Below are 22,276 nucleotides of genomic sequence, written 5' to 3'. Positions count from 1 at the left end.
GAACGGATGGCGGCTTCCCGGGGCCGCTCCGCTCAGTGGCGACGGGCCGCCCTGCGCGGGGAGGCGTCGCCCCGGTGCGAGCCGCTCTCCGGGGTGGCGAGCACGTCGACGACCACGACGGTCACGTTGTCGCGGCCGCCGTTGCCGAGCGCCGCGTCCATGAGCTGCTGCGCGGCGTCCAGGGGCGAGGACCCCTCGCCGAGGAAGTAGCGGATGCCGTGCTCGGTGAGCTCCTTCGTCAGCCCGTCGGAGCACACCAGCAGCCGGGAGCCGGCGACGATCGGGAACAGGAAGTAGTCGGGGACCGGGTCCTCGTTGAACCCGACCGCGCGCGTGATCACGTTGCTGTGCGGGTGCACCTCGGCCTCGGCCGGGGTGATGGCGCCGGCATCCAGCAGCTCCTGCACGATCGAGTGGTCGACCGTCAGCTGCTCGAGCGTTCCGTCGCGGTAGCTGTAGACGCGCGAGTCGCCGATGTTGAAGACGAGCCAGTAGGGCGACCCGTCCACGAGCGTGAGCGCGAGCCCGGTGACGGTGGTGCCGGTGCCGAGATCGGTGTGGCCGACCCCGCGGCCCATGTCGTCAACCGCGCTGCGCAGCGCGGAGGTGAGCGAGGACTCCGTCACGAAGTCGGTGCTCACCTGCTCGGCGAGCCGGGTGACGACGGCCGTGCTGGCGAAGTCGCCCGCGGTGTGTCCGCCCATCCCGTCGGCGACCGCGAAGATCGGCGACCGGGCCAGCAGGCTGTCCTCGTTGACGCTCCTGCGGTATCCCTTGTCGCTCAGCGCCGCCCACGCCAGACTGATCCGCGCGTCCTCGGCACCGGGGACGGCCACGGTGTGGCGTCTGTTGCTGCGACCGATCTGGGTCACTCGAGTCCTTCTCCTCGACGGTCATCCCCGCCCGAAGACGGTGCCGCGCCGCTCGGAGAGCCCGAGGGCACGGCCGTGATCTCGATGATATTACCGTCGCCGATCTCCACGGCGGTCCCGCGGAGCGCGACGGCGGACTCGCCGGGCCGCAGGCCGACGGGTCCGGCCCCCGGTCGCAGCAGCCGCGTCCCGTTCGTCGAGCGCAGGTCGGTGACGACGACCGCGTCCCCCGACTGCTCGATCCTGACGTGCGTCCCCGACACCTCCTGCGTCGGCGACGGCACCGTCAGCAGCCGCGGCAGGACGCCGGCATCAACGCGCGGCGGCGCCGGCCGGCGGCCGATCAGCACGGGGACGTCCAGCGGCAGGATGTCCCCCTGCGGCGTGCGCACACCGAACGTCGCGGGAGGCGGCGGCAGGATCACCGGCTCTGTCGCGGGGAACGGTTCGGCCGTCACCCGGCCGCGGACCGGCTCCGGCGTGTCGGAGGCCAGCGGCGGCTCGATGTCGACCGCGCCGGGGAGCTCGTGCGCGACGGGACGAACCGGCTGGGCCGGCGCCTCCTCCCCCTGCGCGTCCGGGGCGCCGTGCCCGAACAGGCTCGACGAGTGCGACCGGCCGCGGATGATGGTCTCCTCCGCGACCGCGGAGGATTCGACGGCGGGCGACGCGACGGCCTGCGGCGGACGCGGCGCGCTGCGCTCGACCCGCTCGATGGGCGAGAGCGTCCAGGTGAGCAGCTCGCCGTCGACGACGCCGAGACCGAGCGGGAGCGAGCCGACGCTGAGCCGCGCGACCGGACCGGTCGGCAGGTCGTCGCCGCCGAGCACGAGGCCGGTGACGGTGCGGAACTCGGCGAGCACCCACGGCTGGACGCCGCCCGCGCCGAATCGCCGCGACCCTCCGACGGAGAACACGTCGATCGCCGCCGAACCGCGGACGACAGCGGTGACCAGCACCTCGCCTGCCGCGTTCGGCTCCCCCAGCTCGGCGACCGCGAACGAGCGCACGCTGTCCGGACCGGCGAGCGGGAACGCGCCGACGACCGACTCGATGGTCGCAAGGTCCGAGTCCGCGAGCCACCACACCGCGTCCACCACCGAGTCCGGGACCGTGCTCTCGACGCACGCGACGAACCGGCGCCCGGCGATCAGGAGCCAGCGCGACGGGCCCGCGGTGGGCGCGTAGCGGGTGAAGCCGGGAGCCACCGCTGGTTCCTCCTGGTCGGTCTCGGGCGGGGACGCTCCCCGCCCACCGAGCATAGTGCGCCCCGAGCGCTCCTCGGTCCGATCAGGAACCCACCCGCGTCTCGACCAGCCGGAACGGCGTCCCCGGGCACTGCACGGCGCTCGCGGACGGGGGCAGGACGCTGCCGACGACGACGACCGGGTCGGTGGAGACCATCACGCGGCCGGACTCGTTCACGAGGGCGACCGGGCGTCCCGCGCCGAGCATGGCGGGCAGCAGCTCGCGCTCCAGGCGCTTCACGTACACGTCGACGCCCACCACGCCGATCATGGCGCCGTCGCGCTCGACGGGCGAGGTGACGGTGACGGCGTAGTCGCACGCGCACAGGTGGTCCACGTACGGGCCGGTGATGTGCGTGCGGTGCGTCGACTGCGGGACGCGGTACCACTCCAGCGAGCCGAAGTCGCGCAGGTAGTCGGAGTACGACCGGGCCGCCAGGTCGAGCCGGGACGGCTCCGTCGTTGCACCGAGCAGCGGGTTGTCCTCCAGCGGGCCCAGCCACCAGGAGAAGTGCAGCTCGCTGCCGCCGGCGAACTCGGGGGCGGCGATGAAGCCGGCGCCGACCAGCAGCGGGTCCTCCTCCTTCAGCTCCGGCAGGACGAGAGCCCCGACCCGGTCGTCCAGCTCGGCGGGCGCGCTGGTCCCGCCCGTGGCGGCAAGGATGCTTCCGCGCCAGCCCGCGAGGGTGTCATGGATGCGCGCGAACAGGGCGGAGACGCGCTCCGCTGCCGTCTCGACGCCGGTGCCGAGCGTGGTCTCAGCCATCGATGGTCCCTCCGGTCTCGATCCGGCCCTTCGCGGCGAGCAGCCACTGCGCAACGGCGGACAGCAGCGCGCTGACCTCCGTCCGGGCGGTGGCAGCGTCGCGCACGGCGACCGCGTCCGCGATCGCGGCGGTGGCCGCCGCTGCGGTGTCGCGCAGCGCGGCGTCGCGCATCCCGAGCCAGAGCAGCGGGCCGAACTCGGCCTGGAGCCGGATCTGCTCCCTGACCAGCCGGGTCGACTGGCTGAGCACGGCCAGCTCCAGCAGGAAACCGCCCGCGTTCCGCCTGGCCTGCGGCGGCGCCCCGAAGTCGGCGGCGGCGAGCCAGGCGTGCAGCCGTTCGGCGTCGGGCGGCGTCGCGCGCTCGGCGGCGCGGTCGGCGCAGCCGGCGGCGATCGCGGTGACGTAGACGGCGAGGTCGCTGAGCTCCACCTGCGAGAGGCCCCGGAGCCGCGCGGTCAGCATCGCGTCGTCCGCGTCTCCCGGGTGGACGACGAAGCTGCCGCCCTCGCGCCCGCGCCTGGTCTCGACGAGTCCCGCCTCGCGCAGCATCCCGAGGCCCTCGCGCGCGGTCACGAGTGCGACCCCGAACCGGCGCGCGAGCTCCGCCTCGCTCGGCAGGCGCTCCCCCGGCGTCAGCACGCCGAGCACGATCGCGTCGGCGAGCCGGCGCGACACCTGCTCGGCGCGGCCGGCGTCCGCGAGCTGCGCGAACACGGCGTCCCGCGCTCCCGGCGTCGCCCGCGTGGTCACAGTGGTCACCGCTCCACGATATCCCGGCCGAATCATCCGGTATAGGATGAATCGCACTGAGCGAAGGAGCGGGTATGGCGGACGGTGTCCTGGCGGGGATTCGCGTCGCCGACTTCTCCCGGGTGCTCGCGGGGCCGTACGCGACCATGATGCTCGCCGACTTCGGCGCGGACGTCGTGAAGATCGAGAGCCCGGCGGGCGACGACACCCGCGCCTGGCGGCCGCCCGTCGACGCGGCCGGCGAGTCCACCTATTTCGGCGCGGTGAACCGCAACAAGCGGTCGGTCGTGTGCGACCTCGGCACCGAGGACGGGCTTGCCGCGGCGCGCCGGCTCGCGGAGACGGCGGACGTCGTGGTCGAGAACTTCCGGCCCGGCGTGATGGAGCGCTTCGGGCTCGACGAGGCGAGCCTGCGCGCGGTCAACCCGCGGCTGGTCTACTGCTCGATCACCGGCTTCGGCCGCGACGCCGGAGCCGCGCTGCCCGGGTACGACCTGCTCGTGCAGGCCGTCGGCGGCCTGATGAGCATCACCGGCGCCCCGGACGGCGAGCCGAGCAAGGTCGGCGTCGCGCTGGTCGATGTTCTGACCGGACTCAACGCCTTTTCCGGAATCCTGCTCGCCCTCCGGCAGCGGGATGCGACGGGCGTCGGCTCGCGCGTCGACGTCGACCTGCTCGGGTCGCTGCTCGCCGCGCTCACGAACCAGGCCTCGAGCACGCTCGCGACCGGGGACGCGCCCGGCCGGCTGGGCAACGCGCACCCCAGCATCGCGCCGTACGAGCTGTTCACCGCCGCCGACCGCGAGCTGGTTGTCGCCGTCGGCAACGACCGCCAGTTCTCCGCGTTCGCCGAGACGATCGGGCTGCCGGCCCTCGGCACCGACCAGCGGTTCGCCACCAACCAGGAGCGCGTGCGCAACCGCGACGCCCTGCGCGCCGCGATCGCCCCGGCACTCGCCGCGCGCACCGCGGCGGACTGGGTGGCCGCGCTCTCGGCGGCGCGGGTCCCCGCCGGGCTCGTCAACTCCGTCGCCGAGGCCTTCGCGTTCGCGACCGCGCTCGGTCTCGACCCGGTGGTCGTGACGACCGACCCGGAGACCGGGCGCAGCTCCCGGCAGCCGGCCACCCCCATCCGTCTCGACACGGCGCCCGCCGTGCACCGCACCCCGCCCCCGCTCCTCGGCGCGCACGACGCGCGCTGGGCGGAGCACGACGACCACCCCGGTGGCGAAAGGACCGAACCGTGACGACGACACTCGACGAGGCGTTCAGCATCGACCACCTGCTCTCCGCGGAGGAGCGCTCCTGGCGCGACAGGGCGCGCGCGTTCGCGAACGACCGCATCCGCCCGGTGATCGAGCAGGACTTCGAGGACAAGCACTTCCGCTCCGAGTTCGTCGCCGAGCTCGGCGCGCTCGGCGTCCTCGGCATGCACCTGAAGGATGACGGCTGCGCCGGCGCCGGCGCGGTCAGCTACGGCCTGGTCTGCCACGAGCTGGAGGCGGCGGACAGCGGCTGGCGCACCTTCGTCTCCGTGCAGGGCTCGCTCGCGATGAGCGCGATCTCGAAGTTCGGCTCCGACGAACAGAAGGCCGACTGGCTCCCGCGGATGGCGCGCGGCGAGGCTATCGGCTGCTTCGCGCTGACCGAGCCGGACGGCGGCAGCGACCCCGCCGCCATGCGCACCAGGGCCCGGCGCGACGGCGACGACTGGGTGATCTCCGGCGCCAAGCGCTGGATCGGGCTCGCCGCCCTCGCCGACGTGGCGGTCGTCTGGGCCGCCACCGAGGACGGCGTCCGCGGCTTCCTGGTCCCCACCGGGACACCGGGCTTCGCCGCGACCGCGATCGACGGCAAGCTCTCGATGCGCGCGTCCGTGCAGTGCGACATCGTGCTGGACGAGGTCCGCGTCCCCGGCGACGCCATGCTGCCGGGAGCGCGCGGGCTCTCCGGGCCGTTCTCGTGCCTGAACGAGGCCCGCTACGGCATCGTGTGGGGCGCGATGGGCGCCGCGCGCGACTGCCTGGAGGTCTCGATCGGGCGAGCGACCAGCCGCGAGGTCTTCGGCCGCCCGATCGGCGCGACCCAGCTCATCCAGGAGAAGCTCGCGAACATGCTGGTCGAGTACGAGAAGGGGATGCTGCTCGCGCTGCACCTCGGCCGGCTCAAGGAGGCCGGTCTGCTCACCCCGACGCAGATCAGCGTCGGCAAGCTGAACAGCGTGCGCGAGGCGCTCGCGATCGCGCGCGAGGCGCGCACCATCCTCGGCGGCGACGGCATCACCAACGCGTTCCCCGTCATGCGGCACATGGCGAACCTGGAGTCGGTGCGCACCTACGAGGGCACCGACGAGATCCACACGCTCGTCCTCGGCCGCGCGCTGACCGGTCTGGCGGCGTTCGCGTGACCGGCGTCGACGACGCTGCCGCGGCCGCGGCGGCCGCCGCGCGCGCCGCGACGACCCGCGAGGAACGGGCCGGCTGGCTCGAGGCGCTGGCCGCCGCGCTGGAGGCGGACCGCGACGGACTGGTCCGCCTCGCCGCCGACGAGACCCACCTCTCCCCCGCCCGCCTCGACGGCGAGGTGACCAGGACCGCCGCGCAGCTGCGCTTCTTCGCCGGCGTCGCGCGCGAGGGCGGCTACCTGGAGGCGGTCGTCGAGTCGCCTGACCCGTCGCTCGTCCCACCGCGGCCCGACCTGCGCAGGATGCTGCGCCCGCTCGGGTCGGTCGCGGTCTACACCGCGTCGAACTTCCCGTTCGCGTTCTCCGTGCTCGGCAACGACACCGCGTCCGCCCTGGCCGCCGGCTGCCCGGTGATCGTGAAGGCGCATCCGGGGCATCCGGAGCTCTCCCGCCGGACGGCCGCGCTCGCGCAGTCGGTCCTGCCCGCCGGCTGGTTCTCGCTGGTCGAGGGGATGGACGCCGGCGTCGCGCTGGTGACGCATCCGCTGGTCCGCGCTGCCGGCTTCACCGGCTCCGAACGCGGCGGCCGCGCCCTGTTCGACCTCGCCGCAGGGCGGCCCGATCCGATCCCGTTCTACGGCGAGCTCGGCAGCATCAACCCCGTCGTCGTCACGCGCGCGGCGGCGGAGGAACGGGCCGAGACGATCGGCGCCGGCCTCGTCGGCTCGTTCACGCGGGACGCCGGCCAGTACTGCACCAAGCCGGGCCTGGTCTTCGTCCCGGAGGGCGGCGGCGTCGAGGACGCGGTGCGCTCCGCGCTCGGAACCGCGCCGGCGAGCACCCAGCTCACCCCCGGGATGTCGGAGGCGTACGAGCACGGGGTCGGCGCGTTCGCCGCGCGCCCCGACGTCGAGGTCCTGCGGGCCGCGGCGCCGGAGGGCGCCTCGGCGCCCGCGGTCGTCCTGGTCCCGGCCGCCGCGTTCTTCGCCGACCCTGCGGCGTTCCTCGCCGAGTGCTTCGGACCGGTCACGGTGCTCGTGCGCTCCGGCGACGACGACCTCCCGCGGCTCCTGGACGCCCTGGAGCCGTCGCTCACCGCGACGATCCACCGGGGAGCGGACGAGGACGTCACGGAGCTCGCGACCGCGCTGGCCGCCGTCGCCGGCCGGCTGCTCTTCGACGGCTGGCCGACCGGCGTCGCGATCGGCTGGGCGCAGCACCACGGCGGCGCCTGGCCCGCCACGACCGCGAGCGTGCACACCTCGGTGGGCGCGACCGCCATCCGGCGCTGGCTCACGCCGATCGCCTACCAGGACGCCCCGCAGCACGTGCTGCCGGCCGAGCTGCGCGACGGCAACCCGCTCGGCATCCCGCGCCGCGAGTCCTGAGCCACCCCTCGCCATCCGTTCCGGAGTTCTTCACGCGACACACCGGTGCCGGGCGTGAAGAACTCCGGAGACGATGGCTGGGCGGCTAGGGCTCGCGGACGGGCGCGGCGGACGGCGCGCCACGTCGCGCGCGCAGCAGCTCGGCGACCCGGATGGCGTCGCCCTCCGGCGCGTCGGACGCGCGGTCCGGCCGGGCGACGAACAGGTACAGCAGACCGGCCGCCGCCACGATCCCGAGCCCGATCAGCACGATCCAGTCGTTGAACACGCTCCCCGTCGCGGTCGGCCAGGCCAGCAGGATCATCGCGAGCACGCCGTAGACCAGCGCGAGCACGTTCACCACGATCCCGGCGCGGCCCAGGCTGAACGGGCCGGCGGGCCGCCAGCCCTTCAGCCGCTGCCGCAGCGAGGCGAGCACGACCGACTGGAACGCGACGTAGATCCCGAGCACCGCGAACGCGGTCACCTGCGTGATCAGCCCGTCCGGCCCGACGTAGACGATCAGGCTGATGATCACCGGGATGCTGCACGCCACGATCAGCGCGTTCACCGGCACCTTGGTGCGCGGCGAGACCTTCGCCAGCCAGCGGTGCGCCGGGATCATCCCGTCCCGCGCGAACGAGAACAGCAGCCGGCTCGCCGCCGCCTGCAGGCTGAGCACGCAGGACAGGAACGCGGTCACCGCGACCACCAGGAAGATCTTCGCGCCGACGGTGCCGAGCGAGGACTGCAGGATCTCCGGGATCGGGTCGACGTCGTCGCCGGAGACGATGCGCTGCAGATCGGGAGCGGCGAGCACGTAGCCGCCGAACGCGAACAGCGCCGACACGCCGCCGACGAGGATCGTCATCATCATCGCCTTCGGGATGCGCCGCGCCGGGTTCGCGACCTCCTCCGCGACATCCCCGCACGCCTCGAACCCGTAGAAGAGGAACAGGCCGGCCAGCGCCGCGCCCAGGAACGCCACCAGGTACGACCCGTTGCCCTCCACCCCCATCGAGTCGAAGAAGACCGAGAACGGGTGCTTGCGCTGGAAGATCAGCAGGTAGAGGCCGACGGCGATCACGCCGACCAGCTCGGCAGCGAGTCCGATCCTGGCGACGGTCGCGAGCGTCTTCGTTCCGGTGAAGTTCAGCACGAGCGCCACCACCAGCAGGAGGACGGTCAGGCCGAGGGTGACCTCCTTCGTGGCGGCGATCCCGAACAGGCTGGCGAGGAACCCGCTGCCGTAGGAGGCGACAGCGGTGATCGTCACGATCATCGCCCAGATGTAGACCCAGGCCGCCATCCACGCGTAGCGCCTGCCCCACAGCCGCCGCGCCCACGGGTAGATACCGCCGTGGATGGGGTACTGCGAGACCACCTCGCCGAACACCAGCGAGACCAGGAACTGGCCGGCGCCGACGATCACGATCCACCAGATGGAGGGCGGCCCTCCGGTGGCCATCGCGACCGCGAACAGCGAGTAGACGCCGACGAGCGGCGAGAGATAGGTGAAGCCGAGGGCGAAGTTCGCCCACAGGGTCATGGACCGGTTGAACGAGTCCTCGTACCCGAGGACGGCGAGGTGCTCGCCGTCCTCCAGGTGCGAGGACGAGGAATCTGCAGACATCGAATGCCTTCCGGGTCAGCTGCACACGACGATGTGTGTGGAGGCAGCGTAGCGGAGGCGAAGGCCGGATACCTATAGGACAGGATGATTGATTGTCCGGCGCGTCGTCACTCACCGATGTACGACATGACGTGCTTGATGCGCGTGTAGTCGTCGAAGCCGTACATCGAGAGGTCCTTGCCGTATCCCGAGTGCTTGAAGCCGCCGTGCGGCATCTCGGCGACGATCGGGATGTGGGTGTTGATCCACACGCAGCCGAAGTCGAGGCCCTTGGCGAACCGCATCGCGCGACCGTGGTCCTTCGTCCAGACCGACGACGCCAGACCGTACTTCACGCCGTTCGCCCACTGCATCGCCTCTGCCTCGTCCGTGAACTTCTGGACGGTCTGCACCGGCCCGAAGATCTCGTTCTGCACCGCGTCGTCGTCCTGGCGCAGACCGGAGACGACCGTCGCCTCCCAGAAGTAGCCCTTCTCGCCCTGGCGCCGGCCGCCCAGTTCGACGGTCGCGTGCTCTGGCAGCCTCTCGACGAAGCCGCTCACCTGGGCCAGCTGGTTGGCGTTGTTCAGCGGGCCGTACAGCACGCCGTCCTCACGCGGTCCGCCGGTGCGGGCGTTCTGGCGCGCGTAGGCGGTCAGCGCCGCCACGAACTCGTCGTGGATGCCCTCCTGGACGAGCAGCCGCGTCGCCGCCGTGCAGTCCTGGCCCGCGTTGAAGTAGCCCGCGGCGACGATGCCCTCGACGGCCTTCTGGATGTCCGCGTCGTCGAAGACGATGACCGGCGCCTTGCCGCCGAGCTCGAGGTGCACGCGCTTGAGGTCGTACGAGGCGGCCCGCGCCACCTCCATGCCCGCGCGCACGGACCCGGTGATCGAGATCAGCTGCGGGATCGGGTCCGCCGTCATCGCCGCGCCGGTCGTCCGGTCGCCGAGGACGACGTTGAGCACGCCGGCCGGCAGGAACTCGGCCGCGACCTCCGCCAGCAGCAGGGTGGAGAGCGGCGTGGTGTCTGACGGCTTCAGCACCGTGGTGTTGCCCGCCGCGATCGCGGGCGCGAACTTCCAGACGGCCATGTTCAGCGGGTAGTTCCAGGGCGTCACCTGGCCGACGACGCCGATCGGCTCGCGGCGGATGAACGAGGTGTGGTCCTTCATGTACTCGCCGGCCGAGCGGCCCTCGAGGTTGCGTGCGGCGCCAGCGAAGAACCGGATCTGGTCCACCGAGAGCAGGATCTCGTCGTCAACGAGGGTCGCGCGCGGCTTGCCGGTGTCCTGGGACTCGGCGTCGGCGAACTCCTCGGCGCGCGCCTCCATCGCGTCGGCGATCCGGAACAGCGCGAGCGAGCGCTCGGCGGGCGTCGTCTGGCCCCACTCCTCGAACGCCGACTGCGCGGCGCGATAGGCCTCCGCCACGTCCTCCTCGGTGGAGACGGGCGCGGTCGCGTAGACCTCCTCGGTCGCCGGGTCGACGAGGTCGATGCTCTCGCTGCCCCGCGCATCCACGCGCCGGCCGTTCACGAAGTTCCTCAGATCAGCGGTGCTCGTCAATGAACTCATGCCGGGAGTCTACTGATTTCGTCATCGAATCGGGCGAGAATGTGCGGATTCGCTTGCCAGAGTGCCCACCCACTGACAGAATCGCTCCATGAGTACCCCTCGGGCAACGAATGGCGCGAAGGCTGCTGTCATCGACGACGTCTCCAAGGCGATCATCGAGCAGCTTCAGGTGGACGGACGCAAGTCGTACGCGGAGATCGGCAAGGCCGTCGGTCTCAGCGAGGCCGCCGTCCGCCAGCGCGTCCAGAAGCTGACCGAGTCGGGTGTGATGCAGATCGTGGCCGTGACGGACCCGATGCAGCTGGGCTTCTACCGCCAGGCGATGATCGGCGTGCGCGTCACCGGTGACACCAGGGCCGTCGCCGACAAGCTGGCCGCGATGCCGGCCGTCGACTACGTGGTCCTGACGGCCGGGACGTACGACATCCTCGCCGAGGTGGTGTGCGAGAACGACCTCGACCTCATCACGATGCTCAATTCGGAGATCCGGACGCTCGACGGCGTGCTGTCGACCGAGACGTTCGTCTATCTCAAACTCCACAAACAGTTCTACAACTGGGGAACGCGATAAACCATGACGACAACCGTAGAAACGTTCGGCGAGCCGATCGCCGCTGGTGAGGCGGCGCTGCAGGCCAAGGCCCGCGACCACCTCTGGATGCACTTCGCGCGCCAGTCGGTGATGGAGGAGGGCCACGGCGTCCCCATCATCACCAAGGGCGAGGGACACCACATCTGGGACTCGCACGGCAAGCGCTACATCGACGGCCTCTCCGGCCTGTTCGTTGTGAACGCCGGCCACGGCCGCAAACGGCTCGCGGAGGCTGCGGCGAAGCAGGCGGAGGAGCTCGCGTTCTTCCCGATCTGGTCGTACGCGCACCCGAACGCCATCGAGCTCGCCGACCGGCTGGCGAACTACGCGCCCGGCGACCTGAACCGCGTGTTCTTCTCCACCGGCGGCGGCGAGGCCGTCGAGACCGCGTTCAAGCTCGCCAAGTACTACTGGAAGCTGCAGGGCCGCCCGACCAAGCACAAGGTGCTCTCGCGCTCGGTCGCCTACCACGGCACCCCGCAGGGCGCGCTGGCGATCACCGGCATCCCCGCGATGAAGGAGATGTTCGAGCCGCTGACCCCCGGCGGGTTCCGCGTCCCGAACACCAACTTCTACCGCGCCGACGAGATGGGCGCCCCGAGCGACGACATCGAGGCCTTCGGCGTCTGGGCCGCCAACCGCATCGAGGAGATGATCCAGTTCGAGGGTCCGGAGACCGTCGCCGCGATCTTCCTCGAGCCGGTGCAGAACTCGGGCGGCTGCTTCCCGCCGCCTCCCGGCTACTTCCAGCGCGTGCGCGAGATCTGCGACAAGTACGACGTGCTGCTGGTCAGCGACGAGGTCATCTGCGCCTTCGGCCGTATCGGCCACATGTTCGCGTGCGACCAGTACGGCTACGTGCCCGACATGATCACCTGCGCGAAGGCGATGACCTCCGGCTACTCCCCCATCGGCGCGACGATCATCAGCGACAGGATCTACGAGCCCTTCAAGCACGGCAACACGTCGTTCTACCACGGCTACACCTTCGGCGGTCACCCTGTCTCGGCCGCGGTGGCGCTCGAGAACCTCGACATCTACGAGGAAGAGGGCCTCAACGAGCGCGTCCGCGAGAACTCGCCGCTGTTCCGCGCCGAGCTCGAGAAGCTGCTCAGCCTCCCGATCGTCGGCGACGTGCGCGGAGACGGCTACTTCTTCGGCATCGAGCTGGTCAAGGACAAGGCCACCAAGGAGACGTTCGACGACGACGAGTCGGAGCGCCTGCTGCGCGGGTTCCTCTCCAAGGCCCTGTTCGACGCCGGGCTCTACTGCCGCGCCGACGACCGTGGCGACCCCGTCGTCCAGCTCGCGCCGCCGCTCACGATCGGCCCGGACGAGTTCGTCGAGATCCGGCAGATCCTGGAGTCGGTGCTGACCGAGGCGACCAACCACCTGTAGAACCCGCGAGACCCCCAAAGAGCGAATCCGCAAGCCGTCCACCCGAGCGGCTTGCGGTTTCGTGCATCCGGGGGCGAGAGAGGCACGGAGAGACATGGACTACCGCGACGTCGGCTTCTGGTTCGACTCCATCGCGGAGGCGGAGGACGGCTTCCGTCCCCGCCCCGCCCTCGCCGAGGACGCCACGGCCGACGTCGCGATCGTCGGCGCCGGCCTCACCGGGCTGTGGACGGCGTACTACCTGCAGGAGCTCGACCCGGCCCTGCGCATCCTGCTGCTGGAGAAGGAGGTCGCGGGCTTCGGCGCGTCCGGCCGCAACGGCGGCTGGGCGTCTGCGCTCTTCCCGTGGTCCGCGTCGGCCCTCGCCGCCCGGTACGGCAGGGAGGCGGCGGTCGCGCTGCGCTCGGCGATGGTCGCGACGGTGGACGAGGTCGGCCGCGCGGCGGAGGCGGAGGGCATCGACTGCGACTACGCGCGCGGCGGGACGGTGACCTTCGCGCGCGGCCGGGTGCAGCTGGAGGCGGCGCGCGCCGAGTTCGCGGAGTCCGAGGAGTTCGGCGTGGACCGGGTGTCGCTGCTCGGCACCGAGACGGTCCGCGCGCGCTACGGGGTCCCGGACGCGGTGGCGGCGACCCACACGCCCGCGTGCGCACGTATCCACCCGGCCAAGCTGGTCCGCGGCCTCGCCCGCGCCGTCGAGCGCCGCGGTGCGACGATCGCCGAGGGCACCGAGGTGCGCGGCTGGCGCAACGGCGTCGTGCGCGTGACCGCGGACGGCGTCGACCGGGTCGTGAAGGCCGGCACCGTGGTGAACGCGACCGAGGGCTACGGGTCGCAGCTGCCGCAGGTCGGCCGGCGCATCCTGCCGCTGTACTCGCTGATGATCGCCACCGAGCCGCTGCCGGAGTCGACGTGGGAGCGGATCGGCATCGAGCACGGCCAGACCTTCGCCGACTTCCGGCACCTCATCATCTACGGCCAGCGCACCGCGGACAACCGGATCGCATTCGGCGGCCGCGGCGCCCGGTACCACCTCGGCAGCACCATCCGCACCGGCTACGACCGCTCGCCGCGCGTGCGCGAGCACCTCGTCCGCGCGCTCACCGAGCTGTTCCCCGCGGTCGCCGGGGTGCGCATCACGCACCACTGGGGCGGCCCGCTCGGCGTCCCGCGCGACTGGCACGCTGGCGTCGGCTTCGACCCGGTCGCCAAGGAGGCGTGGGCCGGCGGCTACGTCGGCGACGGGCTGAGCACGACGAACCTCGCCGGCCGCACGCTCGCCGACCTGATCGCCGAGCGCCGCACCGCGCTCACCGAGCTGCCGTGGGTGGGCCACCGCTCGCCGACGTGGGAGCCGGAGCCGCTGCGCTTCGTCGGCGCGAACGCCGGGCTCGTGGCGATGGAGGGCGCCGACCTGGAGGAGCGCGTCACCGGCCGCCCCTCGCTCGTCGCCCGCGCCCTGGCCCCGCTCACCGGCCACTGACGCAGCCCGCGCGGCTACTCGTCCTCGAAGCGGAGGTGGCGGACGCTGCGGCCGTTGCGGCGCACCAGGCGCAGGGACTCCACGCCGATCCGGATGTGCCGCTCCACGAACTGCGCCGTCACCCCGCGGTCGCTCAGCTCGGTCTTGACGCCCTCGGGAATCATGGGCTGATCGGAGACGAGCAGCAGCGCGCCGCTCGGGATGCGGTTCGCGAAGCCCGCGGCGAACACCGTCGCCGACTCCATGTCGACCGCCATGCAGCGCGTGCGGCGCAGGAAGTCCTTGAACGCGTCGTCGTGCTCCCACACCCGGCGGTTGGTCGTGTAGACGGTGCCCGTCCAGTAGTCGTGGCCGAAGTCCCTGATGGTCGTCGACACGCCGCGCTGCAGCTGGAACGCCGGGAGTGCCGGGACCTCGGGAGGCAGGTAGTCGTTGGACGTGCCCTCGCCCCGGATGGCCGCGATCGGCAGCACGAGGTCGCCCAGCTGGTTCTTCCGCTTGACCCCGCCGCACTTGCCGAGGAACAGCGCCGCCTTCGGGCTCACCGCGCCGAGCAGGTCCATGACCGTCGCCGCGTTGGGGCTGCCCATCCCGAAGTCGATCATGGTGATGCCGTCCGCCGTCGCGTTCGGCATGGCTCGGTCGGCGCCGCGCACCTCGGCGCCGTACCAGTCGGCGAACCGGTTGACGTAGTCGCCGAAGTTGGTGAGCAGGATGTGCTCGCCGAACTCCTCGAGCGGCGTCCCGGTGTAGCGCGGCAGCCAGTCGCGGACGATCTCCTGCTTCTCCTTCACAGCCCTCTCCCCTACGACACCGTCGTCCCGAGCGCCGCGCCGATCGCGAACGTCGCCGCGAGCGCGAGCGCGCCGCCGATCACCACGCGCAGCATCGCACGTCCGCGCGAGCTGCCGCCGATCCACGCGGCGACGTACCCGGTGACGGCCAGCGCGACGAGCACGACGCCGAAGGTCAGCGGGATGCGCACGGCCGCCGGGGTCAGGATCACCAGCAGCGGCAGGATGCCGCCGATCGTGAACGCGACGGCCGAGGCGAGCGCCGCGTGCCACGGGCTCACCACGTCGTCGGGGTCGATGCCGAGCTCGGCGGAGAGGTGCGCGCGGAGCGCATCGTGCTCGGTCAGCTCGATCGCCACCTGCTTGGCGGTCGCCGGCGTCAGCCCGCGCGCCTCGTACAGCCCGGCCAGCTCGGCGAGCTCCTCCTCCGGCATCTCGGCGAGCTCGCGCCGCTCCTTGGCGATCAGGGCGTGCTCGCTGTCCCGCTGGCTGCTCACCGAGACGTACTCGCCGAGCGCCATCGAGATCGCGCCGCCGACGAGCGCGGCCAGACCGGCGGTCAGGATGGCGGGGATGGACTCCGTCGCGCCGGCGACACCGACGACGACGGCGGCGACGGACACGATGCCGTCGTTCGCCCCGAGCACTCCTGCGCGCAGCCAGTTCAGCCGCTGGGCGAGTCCCTCCCGGTGCGGTTCTCCGGGATGCCGTCCGTTCACTGCTTCTTCGGTCATGCGCTCAGCCTAGGAAGCCGCGCGGCGCGGGGCCAGCAAGCGCAGGCAAACCTCACTCGGAGGGCTGGGCCGCCGGCTCCGCCCGCAGCCGTCGCTGCACCCGCCACTCGCGCACCGTCAGCGCGACGACGAGGATGTCGAACAGCGTGAGCGCGACCAGTCCCCAGCTGGCGTGCCGGGACAGCTCCCAGCACTGCCAGAGGATGAACACCACCAGGAATCCGATCATCCATGGGTACGCCCAGAACCGCCTGCGCAGCACCGCCCAGACCAGCACGACCTTCACGACGCCGTGCAGGAGCAGGTAGATCGCGCCGAACAGCGTCGCCGATCCGGTCAGCTGGTGGCTGGCCCGCACCAGCGCGTTCGCGACCGGGTCGTCCGGGTCCTGCCCGAGCTCGTGCTGGGTGAGGAACCGGACGACCGCGCCGATCCGCTCTGGCGTCAGGAAGAGCAGCAGGATGCCGCCCACGAGCTCCAGCACGCCGTCGATGCCCTTCAGCACCACGCTCACGCGGAACGTGCGCTCGAGGAACCCGACCCTGGCCATCCCCCCATGCAAACCCTGCCGCGGCCGCACGACCAGTGACAGGAGCACCGCCATCGTGAGAGTAAACTCAGAAATCTTGCATCCGTCAGAAAGGCCGCGCTTGACCTCCGTGCTCTCCACCCTGCTCGACGACGTCCTCCGCCGCAACGCCGGCGAACCCGAGTTCCACCAGGCCGCGCGCGAGGTGTTCGGGTCGCTGGAGCCGGTGATCGCCGCCCATCCGCGCTACGCGGAGGCCGCCGTGCTCGAACGTCTGACCGAGCCGGAGCGGCAGCTGATCTTCCGCGTGCCGTGGACGGACGACAACGGACGCGTGCGCGTCAACCGCGGCTTCCGCGTCGAGTTCAACTCGGCGCTCGGACCGTACAAGGGCGGCCTGCGCTTCCACCCGAGCGTCACGCTCGGCACCGTCAAGTTCCTCGGCTTCGAGCAGATCTTCAAGAACGCGCTCACCGGCCTGCCGATCGGCGGAGGGAAGGGCGGAAGCGACTTCGACCCGAAGGGCAAGTCGGACGCCGAGGTGATGCGGTTCTGCCAGTCGTTCATGACCGAGCTGTACCGGCACCTGGGCGAGCACACCGACGTCCCCGCCGGCGACATCGGCGTCGGCGGCCGGGAGATCGGCTACCTGTTCGGCCAGTACAAGCGCATCACCAACCGCTACGAGTCGGGCGTGCTCACCGGGAAGGGCGTCGGCTGGGGCGGCTCGCTCGTGCGCACGGAGGCCACCGGCTACGGTGCGGTGTTCTTCGCGCAGCGGATGCTCGCCACCCGCGGCCGCGACCTCGACGGCAGCCGCGTGCTCGTCTCCGGTTCCGGCAACGTCGCCATCTACGCGATCGAGAAGGTGCACCAGTTCGGCGGCACCGTGGTCGCGTGCTCGGACTCCTCCGGCGTCGTCTACGACCCGGAGGGCATCGACCTGGAGCTGCTGCGGCAGATCAAGGAGGTCGAGCGCGGCCGCCTGAGCGCGTACGCCGAGCGCCGGCCGTCCGCCGACTACCGCGCGGGCGGCGACATCTGGGCCCTGGCGGCCGAGACCAGGATCGACGTCGCCCTCCCGTGCGCGACGCAGAACGAGCTGGATGCGACGGCGGCGCGCACCCTCGCGGCGGGCGGTGTCGGCGCGGTGGTCGAGGGCGCGAACATGCCGTGCACGCCGGAGGCGGTCGCGGTGCTCGCGCAGGCGGGCGTGCTGTTCGCGCCGGGCAAGGCGGCGAACGCGGGCGGCGTCGCGACCTCGGCGCTGGAGATGCAGCAGAACGCCTCGCGCGACGCGTGGACGTTCGAGTACGCCGAGCAGCGCCTCGCGGAGATCATGAACAGCATCCACGACAGCTGCGCGGCGACCGCCGAGGAGTACGGCGCCCCCGGCGACTACGTCCTGGGCGCGAACATCGCCGGCTTCGTGCGCGTCGCCGACGCAATGCTCGCCCTCGGCGTCATCTAACGCTCCCCCTTCACCCCGCTTCCGCGACGGTCCCCGTCCGGTACGTCGTGCCCCTGCTCGCGCAGGGGCGGACGTACCGGACGCGCACAGTCGCCGGCGCCGCTAGGCGCGGCCGAGTCGCTTGCGCAGGAACTCGATGCGGGCCTGCAGCTGCGTGACGCTGGCCTGGGCGACCGCCGGGCCACCGCACACGCGGCGCAGCTCGGCGTGGATGAGTCCGTGCGGCTCCCCCGAGTTCTTCGAGTAGAGCCCGACCAGGCTGTTCAGCAGTTGGCGCTGCTCCTTGAGCGTGCGGTGCAGTGGCGCGGGCGGGTGCCCTTCTGCCGCGGCCGGACGCGACGAGTGCCGCCGCGCCTGGCGCTGCTGCCGCTGCATGAGCAGCTCGTGCACCTGCTCCGGCTCCAGGATGCCCGGCAGGCCGATGAAGTCGTGCTCCTCGTCCGTGCCGGGGACGGCGAAGCTGCCGAACTCACGGCCGTCGTAGACCACCTTGTCGAAGTTCGCCTCCGATCCGAGCGCCTCGAACGCGAACTGCTCGGTCAGCGCCTCCGACGCCCGCTCCTCGCGGTTCGCGTCGGCGACCATCGCGTCCTCGGGGTTCCAGAGGTCGCCCTCCGCGCCCTCCTGCGCAGGCCGGTCGAGCGCGTGGTCGCGCTCCAGCTCCAGCGCGTTCGCGAGCGCCATCAGGTTCGGCACGTTCGGCAGGAACACCGACGCCGTCTCGCCCCGGCGCCTGGCCCGCACGAAGCGGCCGATCGCCTGCGCGAAGAACAGCGGGGTGGATGCACTGGTCGCATAGACGCCGACCGCGAGCCGTGGAACGTCGACGCCCTCGGACACCATGCGCACCGCGACCATCCAGCGCGAGTCGCCCTTGGCGAACTCCTCGATCCGGTCGCTCGCCTCCTTCTCGTCGGAGAGCACGACGGTGACCGGCTCCCCGCTGATCTGCTGCAGCAGGTCGGCGTAGGCGCGCGCCGCGTAGTGGTCCGTCGCGATCACCAGCCCGCCCGCGTCCGGGATGGAGTTGCGCACCTCGGTGAGCCGGCGGTCGGCCGCGCTCAGCACGGCCGGGATCCACTCGCCGCGCGGGTCGAGCGCGGTGCGCCACGCCTGCGAGGTGATGTCCTTGGTGTTGCCCTCGCCGAGCCGCGCCTCCATCTCGTCGCCGGTCTTGGTGCGCCAGCGCATGTGGCCGGCGTAGACCATGAAGATGACGGGGCGGACGACGCCGTCCTCCAGCGCGCGCCCGTAGCCGTAGTTGTAGTCCGTGACGGAGGTGCGGATGCCCTGGCGGTCCGGCAGGTAGGTGACGAACGGGATCGGCGCGGTGTCGGAGCGGAACGGCGTCCCGGTGAGCGAGAGCCGGCGGGTGGCCCGCTCGAACGCGTCCCGGATGCCGTCGCCCCAGCTGAGCGCGTCACCGCCGTGGTGCACCTCGTCCAGGATGACGAGGGTGCGGTACGACTCGGTGATGTCCTTGTGCAGGCTCGGCCGCATCGCCACCTGCGCGTAGGTGACGGCGACGCCCTTGTAGTGCCGGGCGTACCGTCCCTCGGCGTTCCGGAAGTCGGGGTCGAGGCTCAGACCCACCCTGGCCGCCGCTTCCGCCCACTGCCGCTTGAGGTGCTCGGTCGGCGCGACGACCGTCACGCGTTCGACGACGCGCCGCGACAGCAGCTCGGTCGCGAGCCGCAGCGCGAACGTCGTCTTGCCTGCGCCGGGCGTCGCGGCCGCGAGGAAGTCGCGCGGCTCGGTGGCGAAGTACGCGTCCAGCGCCTCCGCCTGCCAGGCCCGGAGCTTCCCGGCCGTTCCCCACGCGGCGCGCTCCGGGAAGGACGGCGACAGGTGCTCGGCGGCGAAGCTTCCGGCGTGCGCGCCGGGACCGTGCTCGGCGGTCTCGTCGGGTGCGGGCCGTTCTCCGGCCCCTGCGGGTTCCGGCATGGCTGTCCCGGGCGTTGCTGTCGTATCCACTTGCATCCAATTTACCGGGTGCCGCCGACAGCCGTTGCAGAATGGGAGGCATGGTCGAAGCTCAGCACCCGTGGTCCCGCTACGTCGCCATCGGCGACTCGTTCACGGAGGGCATCGGCGATCCCGAGCCGGCGAGCCCCGGCGGCCACCGCGGCTGGGCCGACCGCGTCGCCGAGGTGCTGAGCGCGCAGACCGACGACTTCGCGTACGCGAACCTGGCCGTGCGCGGCAAGCTGATCAAGCAGATCCTGGACGAGCAGGTGGAGCCCGCGCTCGCGCTGCGCCCCGACCTGATCACGATCTCCGCCGGCGGCAACGACGTCATCCGGCCGGGCACCGACCCCGACCAGATCGCGGCGCTGTTCGACGAGGCGGTCACGCGGCTGAGCGCGGACGGAGCGACGATCGTGGTGTTCACCGGCGTCGACGTCGGCTTCTCCCCCGTCTTCCGCGGCATCCGCGGCAAGGTCGCGATCTACAACGAGAACGTCCGCGCGATCGCCGCCAGGCACGACTGCATCGTGGCCGACCAGTGGGCGCTCACCGAGATCCAGGACCAGCGGATGTGGGCTCCCGACCGGCTGCACCTCGCGCCGCTCGGCCACCACACCGTGGCCAGGATGGTGCTCGCCGCCCTGAACGTGGAGAACGACCTGCAGCCGCTGAAGCCGGAGCCGCTGCCGCCCCGCACCTGGCGGCAGGCCCGCGCGGAGGACATCTCCTGGGCGCGCGAGTACCTGGTTCCCTGGGTGCTCCGCCGCATCCGGCACCAGTCCTCCGGCGATCACGTGCTGCCGAAGCGTCCGGACGCCGGCCCGTTCCTCATCGAGAGCCGCGACTGAGCCCGAGCTCCGGCGGTCGCCACCGGAGATTTGCGCCACATCGTGGCTCGGACACATCCAGAACCACGATGTGGCGCACATGTCGGGGCGTCAGGCCCCGACGTACGCGGCGAGGTGCTCGCCGGTGAGGGTGGAGCGGGCGGCGACGAGCTGGGCGGGCGTGCCCTCGAACACGACCCGGCCGCCGTCGTGACCGGCGCCGGGGCCGAGGTCGATGATCCAGTCGGCGTGCGCCATCACGGCCTGGTGGTGCTCGATGACGATGACCGACTTGCCGGAGTCGACGAGCCGGTCCAGCAGGCCGAGCAGCTGCTGCACGTCCGCGAGGTGGAGCCCGGTCGTGGGCTCGTCGAGCACGTAGACGCCGCCCTTCTCCGCCATGTGCGTCGCGAGCTTGAGCCGCTGCCGCTCGCCGCCGGAGAGCGTCGTCAGCGGCTGGCCGATGGTCAGGTAGCCGAGGCCGACGTCGGAGAGCCGCTCCAGGATGGCGTGCGCGGCCGGGAGGCGCGCCTCGCCGGCGGCGAAGAACTCCGCCGCCTCGTCGACGGGCAGCGCCAGGACCTCGCTGATGTCCTTGCCGCCCAGGTGGTAGCCGAGCACCGAGGCGTCGAAGCGCTTGCCCTCGCACACCTCGCACACGGTGGAGACGCCGGCCATCACGCCGAGGTCGGTGTAGATCACGCCCGCGCCGTTGCACGTCGGGCAGGCGCCCTCGGAGTTCGCGCTGAACAGGGCGGGCTTCACACCGTTCGCCTTCGCGAACGCCTTCCGGATCGGCTCCAGCATCCCGGTGTACGTCGCCGGGTTGCTGCGCCGTGAGCCCTTGATCGCGCCCTGATCGACCGAGACGACGCCGTCGCGGCCCGCCACGGAGCCGTGGATGAGCGAGCTCTTCCCGGAGCCGGCGACGCCGGTGACAACGCACAGCACGCCGAGCGGGACGTCGACATCCACATCCACCAGGTTGTGCTCGTTCGCGCCGCGCACCGGAAGTACGCCCGTCGCCGAGCGCACGGTCTCCTTGAGCCGCGCCCGGTCGTCCAGGTGCCGGCCGGTGAGCGTGCCGCTGGCGCGCAGCCCCGCAACGGTGCCCTGGTACATGACCTCGCCGCCCGCGGCTCCCGCGTGCGGGCCGAGGTCGACCACGTGGTCGGCGATCGCGATCGCCTCGGGCTTGTGCTCGACCACCAGCACGGTGTTGCCCTTGTCGCGCAACTGCAGCAGCAGCCGGTTCATGCGCTGGATGTCGTGCGGGTGCAGCCCGACCGTCGGCTCGTCGAACACGTAGGTGATGTCGGTCAGCGAGGAGCCGAGGTGCCGGATCATCTTGGTGCGCTGCGCCTCACCACCGGAGAGCGTCCCGGACGCGCGATCGAGCGAGAGGTAGCCGAGCCCGATCTCCACGAACGACTCCAGCGTGTCGCGCAGCGACGCCAGCAGCGGGGCGACCGACGGCTCGGCGAGGTCGCGGACCCAGTCGGCCAGGTCGCTGATCTGCAGGGCACAGACGTCGGCGATGTTCTGGCCGGCGATCTTCGAGGACCGGGCCTCGGCGCTCAGCCGGGTGCCGTCGCAGTCGGGACAGGTCGTGAACGTCACCGCCCGTTCCACGAACGCGCGGACATGCGGCTGCATGGCATCGACGTCCTTGGACAGCATCGACTTCTGGATCTTCGGGATCAGCCCTTCGTACGTCAGGTTGATGCCCTCGACCTTGATCTTGGTCGGTTCCTTGTAGAGCAGGTCGTTCAGCTGCTTCTTGGTGAACTTCTTGATCGGCTTGTCCGGGTCGAAGAGGCCGGAGCCCCGGAAAATACGGCCGAACCAGCCCTCCATGCTGTAGCCCGGGATCGTGATCGCGCC

19 protein-coding genes are annotated in these 22,276 nt (G+C 71.8%); 8 read left to right on the top strand and 11 right to left on the bottom strand.

Annotation, left to right across the window (positions count from 1 at the left end; genetic code table 11):
* Positions 1 to 32: 32 nt before the first annotated feature.
* The 4 genes from ACTHMF_RS15990 to ACTHMF_RS15975 form a co-directional block, all read right to left on the bottom strand.
* Positions 33 to 872, bottom strand: coding sequence for a PP2C family protein-serine/threonine phosphatase (locus tag ACTHMF_RS15990; protein ID WP_314147937.1), 840 nt, complete (start codon positions 870 to 872; stop codon positions 33 to 35).
* Positions 869 to 2,080 carry an FHA domain-containing protein gene (locus ACTHMF_RS15985; RefSeq protein ID WP_440318958.1) on the bottom strand — a complete coding sequence of 404 codons (1,212 nt, stop codon included), beginning with the start codon at positions 2,078 to 2,080 and terminating at the stop codon, positions 869 to 871. Before ACTHMF_RS15985 ends, ACTHMF_RS15990 begins: the two co-directional genes overlap by 4 nt.
* 82 nt (positions 2,081 to 2,162) lie before the next feature.
* Positions 2,163 to 2,885, bottom strand: coding sequence for a cache domain-containing protein (locus tag ACTHMF_RS15980; RefSeq protein WP_440318956.1), 723 nt, complete (start codon positions 2,883 to 2,885; stop codon positions 2,163 to 2,165).
* Positions 2,878 to 3,645 (bottom strand): FadR/GntR family transcriptional regulator, encoded by a 768-nt coding sequence (locus ACTHMF_RS15975; RefSeq protein ID WP_440318955.1) that lies wholly within the window; start codon positions 3,643 to 3,645, stop codon positions 2,878 to 2,880. Before ACTHMF_RS15975 ends, ACTHMF_RS15980 begins: the two co-directional genes overlap by 8 nt.
* A 65-nt stretch (positions 3,646 to 3,710) precedes the next feature.
* Between ACTHMF_RS15975 and ACTHMF_RS15970 the strand changes: the two genes are divergently transcribed.
* From ACTHMF_RS15970 to ACTHMF_RS15960, 3 genes are read left to right on the top strand one after another with little or no spacing between them, the layout of a single operon-like run.
* Complete coding sequence (locus tag ACTHMF_RS15970; RefSeq protein ID WP_440318953.1) at positions 3,711 to 4,883, top strand: CaiB/BaiF CoA transferase family protein; 1,173 nt, start codon at positions 3,711 to 3,713, stop codon at positions 4,881 to 4,883.
* Positions 4,880 to 6,043, top strand: coding sequence for an acyl-CoA dehydrogenase family protein (locus ACTHMF_RS15965; RefSeq protein ID WP_440318951.1), 1,164 nt, complete (start codon positions 4,880 to 4,882; stop codon positions 6,041 to 6,043). Before ACTHMF_RS15970 ends, ACTHMF_RS15965 begins: the two co-directional genes overlap by 4 nt.
* Entirely contained in the window at positions 6,040 to 7,428 is a 1,389-nt protein-coding gene (locus ACTHMF_RS15960; RefSeq protein WP_440318950.1) for an aldehyde dehydrogenase family protein, read from the top strand. The genes ACTHMF_RS15965 and ACTHMF_RS15960 overlap by 4 nt, the downstream gene beginning before the upstream one ends.
* A gap of 85 nt (positions 7,429 to 7,513) precedes the next feature.
* Here the strand turns inward: ACTHMF_RS15960 and ACTHMF_RS15955 are convergent, their stop codons facing one another.
* Together ACTHMF_RS15955 and ACTHMF_RS15950 are read right to left on the bottom strand one after the other, a co-directional pair.
* Entirely contained in the window at positions 7,514 to 9,040 is a 1,527-nt protein-coding gene (locus tag ACTHMF_RS15955; RefSeq protein WP_440318948.1) for an APC family permease, read from the bottom strand.
* Between the two features lie 107 nt (positions 9,041 to 9,147).
* Entirely contained in the window at positions 9,148 to 10,596 is a 1,449-nt protein-coding gene (locus ACTHMF_RS15950; protein WP_440318947.1) for a gamma-aminobutyraldehyde dehydrogenase, read from the bottom strand.
* A gap of 88 nt (positions 10,597 to 10,684) precedes the next feature.
* On the opposite strand from ACTHMF_RS15950, the gene ACTHMF_RS15945 reads away from it, so the two are divergent.
* From ACTHMF_RS15945 to ACTHMF_RS15935, 3 genes are all read left to right on the top strand, one after another.
* The gene (locus tag ACTHMF_RS15945) at positions 10,685 to 11,167 is read left to right on the top strand and encodes an Lrp/AsnC family transcriptional regulator (protein WP_314147000.1); all 483 of its coding nucleotides are present in this window, start codon (positions 10,685 to 10,687) and stop codon (positions 11,165 to 11,167) included.
* A 3-nt stretch (positions 11,168 to 11,170) separates the two neighbouring features.
* Complete coding sequence (locus ACTHMF_RS15940) at positions 11,171 to 12,586, top strand: aspartate aminotransferase family protein (protein ID WP_314146999.1); 1,416 nt, start codon at positions 11,171 to 11,173, stop codon at positions 12,584 to 12,586.
* 94 nt (positions 12,587 to 12,680) lie between these two features.
* Positions 12,681 to 14,069, top strand: coding sequence for an NAD(P)/FAD-dependent oxidoreductase (locus ACTHMF_RS15935; RefSeq protein ID WP_440318944.1), 1,389 nt, complete (start codon positions 12,681 to 12,683; stop codon positions 14,067 to 14,069).
* Between the two features lie 14 nt (positions 14,070 to 14,083).
* Here the strand turns inward: ACTHMF_RS15935 and ACTHMF_RS15930 are convergent, their stop codons facing one another.
* Genes ACTHMF_RS15930 through ACTHMF_RS15920 form a run of 3 tightly spaced genes read right to left on the bottom strand, consistent with a single transcriptional unit; the run spans position 14,084 to position 16,147 of the window.
* On the bottom strand, positions 14,084 to 14,863 hold the full coding sequence (locus ACTHMF_RS15930; RefSeq protein ID WP_440318943.1) for an AMP nucleosidase: 780 nt from the start codon (positions 14,861 to 14,863) through the stop codon (positions 14,084 to 14,086).
* Positions 14,864 to 14,874: 11 nt separating this feature from the next.
* Positions 14,875 to 15,597, bottom strand: coding sequence for a VIT1/CCC1 transporter family protein (locus ACTHMF_RS15925; protein ID WP_314146996.1), 723 nt, complete (start codon positions 15,595 to 15,597; stop codon positions 14,875 to 14,877).
* A gap of 52 nt (positions 15,598 to 15,649) precedes the next feature.
* Entirely contained in the window at positions 15,650 to 16,147 is a 498-nt protein-coding gene (locus ACTHMF_RS15920) for a DUF2127 domain-containing protein (RefSeq protein ID WP_440318940.1), read from the bottom strand.
* A 100-nt stretch (positions 16,148 to 16,247) separates the two neighbouring features.
* On the opposite strand from ACTHMF_RS15920, the gene gdhA reads away from it, so the two are divergent.
* Positions 16,248 to 17,597, top strand: coding sequence for an NADP-specific glutamate dehydrogenase (gdhA, locus tag ACTHMF_RS15915; protein WP_440318938.1), 1,350 nt, complete (start codon positions 16,248 to 16,250; stop codon positions 17,595 to 17,597).
* A gap of 102 nt (positions 17,598 to 17,699) precedes the next feature.
* Here the strand turns inward: gdhA and ACTHMF_RS15910 are convergent, their stop codons facing one another.
* On the bottom strand, positions 17,700 to 19,541 hold the full coding sequence (locus ACTHMF_RS15910) for a DEAD/DEAH box helicase (RefSeq protein ID WP_440318936.1): 1,842 nt from the start codon (positions 19,539 to 19,541) through the stop codon (positions 17,700 to 17,702).
* Between the two features lie 80 nt (positions 19,542 to 19,621).
* Here ACTHMF_RS15910 and ACTHMF_RS15905 point away from each other — a divergent pair, with 80 nt between their 5' ends.
* A complete protein-coding gene (locus ACTHMF_RS15905; RefSeq protein ID WP_440318934.1) occupies positions 19,622 to 20,413 on the top strand; it encodes an SGNH/GDSL hydrolase family protein in 792 nt (263 codons plus the stop codon).
* 90 nt (positions 20,414 to 20,503) lie between these two features.
* On the opposite strand, the gene ACTHMF_RS15900 is transcribed toward ACTHMF_RS15905, so the two are convergent.
* A partial coding sequence (locus ACTHMF_RS15900) for an ATP-binding cassette domain-containing protein (RefSeq protein WP_440318932.1) occupies positions 20,504 to 22,276 on the bottom strand: 1,773 nt, incomplete at its 5' end.

This window comes from Leifsonia sp. (genome assembly GCF_051955155.1).
In the GTDB taxonomy this organism is placed as follows: Bacteria; Actinomycetota; Actinomycetes; order Actinomycetales; family Microbacteriaceae; genus Leifsonia.
This window is presented reverse-complemented; position numbering and strand designations above follow the sequence as displayed.

Bases quoted from the DNA above. Each gene is read 5' to 3' on its own strand.
- ACTHMF_RS15910 (WP_440318936.1), bottom strand. From the start codon at position 19,541: ATGCCGGAACCCGCAGGGGCCGGAGAACGGCCCGCACCCGACGAGACC.
- ACTHMF_RS15920 (WP_440318940.1), bottom strand. From the start codon at position 16,147: ATGGCCAGGGTCGGGTTCCTCGAGCGCACGTTCCGCGTGAGCGTGGTG.
- ACTHMF_RS15955 (WP_440318948.1), bottom strand. From the start codon at position 9,040: ATGTCTGCAGATTCCTCGTCCTCGCACCTGGAGGACGGCGAGCACCTC.
- ACTHMF_RS15945 (WP_314147000.1), top strand. From the start codon at position 10,685: ATGAGTACCCCTCGGGCAACGAATGGCGCGAAGGCTGCTGTCATCGAC.
- ACTHMF_RS15970 (WP_440318953.1), top strand. From the start codon at position 3,711: ATGGCGGACGGTGTCCTGGCGGGGATTCGCGTCGCCGACTTCTCCCGG.
- ACTHMF_RS15905 (WP_440318934.1), top strand. From the start codon at position 19,622: ATGGTCGAAGCTCAGCACCCGTGGTCCCGCTACGTCGCCATCGGCGAC.
- ACTHMF_RS15935 (WP_440318944.1), top strand. From the start codon at position 12,681: ATGGACTACCGCGACGTCGGCTTCTGGTTCGACTCCATCGCGGAGGCG.
- ACTHMF_RS15925 (WP_314146996.1), bottom strand. From the start codon at position 15,597: ATGACCGAAGAAGCAGTGAACGGACGGCATCCCGGAGAACCGCACCGG.
- ACTHMF_RS15980 (WP_440318956.1), bottom strand. From the start codon at position 2,885: ATGGCTGAGACCACGCTCGGCACCGGCGTCGAGACGGCAGCGGAGCGC.
- ACTHMF_RS15940 (WP_314146999.1), top strand. From the start codon at position 11,171: ATGACGACAACCGTAGAAACGTTCGGCGAGCCGATCGCCGCTGGTGAG.
- ACTHMF_RS15950 (WP_440318947.1), bottom strand. From the start codon at position 10,596: ATGAGTTCATTGACGAGCACCGCTGATCTGAGGAACTTCGTGAACGGC.